The organism is Leyella stercorea DSM 18206 (assembly GCF_000235885.1).
Taxonomy (GTDB): domain Bacteria; phylum Bacteroidota; class Bacteroidia; order Bacteroidales; family Bacteroidaceae; genus Prevotella; species Prevotella stercorea.
This window is the reverse complement of sequence record NZ_JH379343.1, coordinates 1-1411: the sequence shown is the minus strand read 5'-3', so window position 1 is coordinate 1411 and position 1411 is coordinate 1. Positions and strand designations below refer to the sequence as shown.

General features: G+C 44.2%; 2 protein-coding genes. Both read right to left on the bottom strand.

Going from position 1 to position 1411, the window contains the following annotated elements; translation table 11 throughout:
• Positions 1-24: 24 nt before the first annotated feature.
• Positions 25-1008, bottom strand: coding sequence for an ISAon1 family transposase (locus tag HMPREF0673_RS00545; RefSeq protein WP_007896745.1), 984 nt, complete (start codon positions 1006-1008; stop codon positions 25-27).
• Positions 974-1411 (bottom strand): ISAon1 family transposase N-terminal region protein (locus HMPREF0673_RS00540; RefSeq protein WP_007896744.1); only part of this gene is annotated, 438 nt, incomplete at its 5' end. The genes HMPREF0673_RS00540 and HMPREF0673_RS00545, both read right to left, overlap by 35 nt.

Sequence of the window (1411 nt, the reverse complement as noted above, 5' to 3'; positions counted from 1 at the left end):
GGCTCACCCGATAAACCAGGGGGATTAAGCATATAGCTTTGTAAGTCTGAAAAGAAAGAACTTTATATCCGTTACTCCCCTTAAAGCAGCTCTAAACGCCTTAATTTTAGCATTGAATGACTCTGCAAAAGCATTAGTTGCCCTATTAACAAAGAAGTTCAAGACTTCATCATAATGCTCGTAAAGCGTGGCGGCAATAACATTGAAACTCTTAAAACCAGAGTCGTCCACTTTGTTATACCAGCGTGCAAGCGAGAGTCTTGCTGCATCTTTGACGGTATTCTTGGAAAATATCATTCTTAATGAATGTGTAAGCGAATAGGCTTCTTTAAGATCAGGATACGTTTCAAAGAGCACCTCAGCTCTTTGTCTCTGACTTTCTGTCCATTTGTCGGCAGATTTGAAAAGCAGATATCTGCTGCGAACCAACAACTGCTTGTGGGTGTCACCGTTTGCAAGCACAATTGGAGTGTATGCTTCACCCAAACATTTGGCCTCTTCCCTGGCGTCCGTGTCTGCTTGAATGGCATCCCATCTATGCGCGATGCGCATCTCCTGCAAGGCATCACATGCAAGTTTCTGTATATGAAAGCGGTCTATGGTACGTATTGCATTCGGGAAACAGCGTCTGGCTACAAGTCGCATGGAATTCGACATGTCCATTGTTATCTCCTTAACCATCAGTCTCTTGTCCTCTTCTATGCGCATAAGTGCTTCTGTGACAACATCTGCCGCCACACCTTTTACAATAGCAATGATGGTACCTTTACCTCCATGTGAAGTTCTGTTGCTTACTATTGTGTACAGTTCACCGTTACTTGGAGCCGTTTCGTCAATACAGATGCTTTCACCTATGTTTTCGGGAAAGACAAGCCAATCTTCTGCATGCGAGAGTTCGGACCACTCGCGATAGCCGCTGAGCACTTCCTTGTATTGCTTTTCAAACGTATCCCCGTTTATGTGATAATAGCGGTCAAGCGAACGGGAGGTCGTAGGAATCGTCTCCATACACTCCTTTTAAAAAAGCCGCAAACTCCTTGGAGTAGCGGGTTCCTTCAGCCTTCAGCTCATAAGAGTCGGAGAAGTATCGGTTATTCTGCTTGTCGTACCATTTGCGTCTTCTGACGATCAGATCAACACCTTTGTCGCGGATCGGGAAGTCACGTATGGTTACGGCTTCACAGAACCCTTTGGATTCAATCTCAGGGTTCTCCTTATATTCAGCCTTAACCGATTCGTCAAGATAGATGCGGATAAGGGAAGCCTCTTCTTCTACACGTACTACTTCAAAATTTGTAAGTATCTCTGATGGCAGGATTAACTGTGCCAATGCTAATAGTCCTTGATTATTCATGGCACAAAGGTATAAATTTTCTGTAGAATCAAAGATTCTTCCCCCTGGGTTTATCGG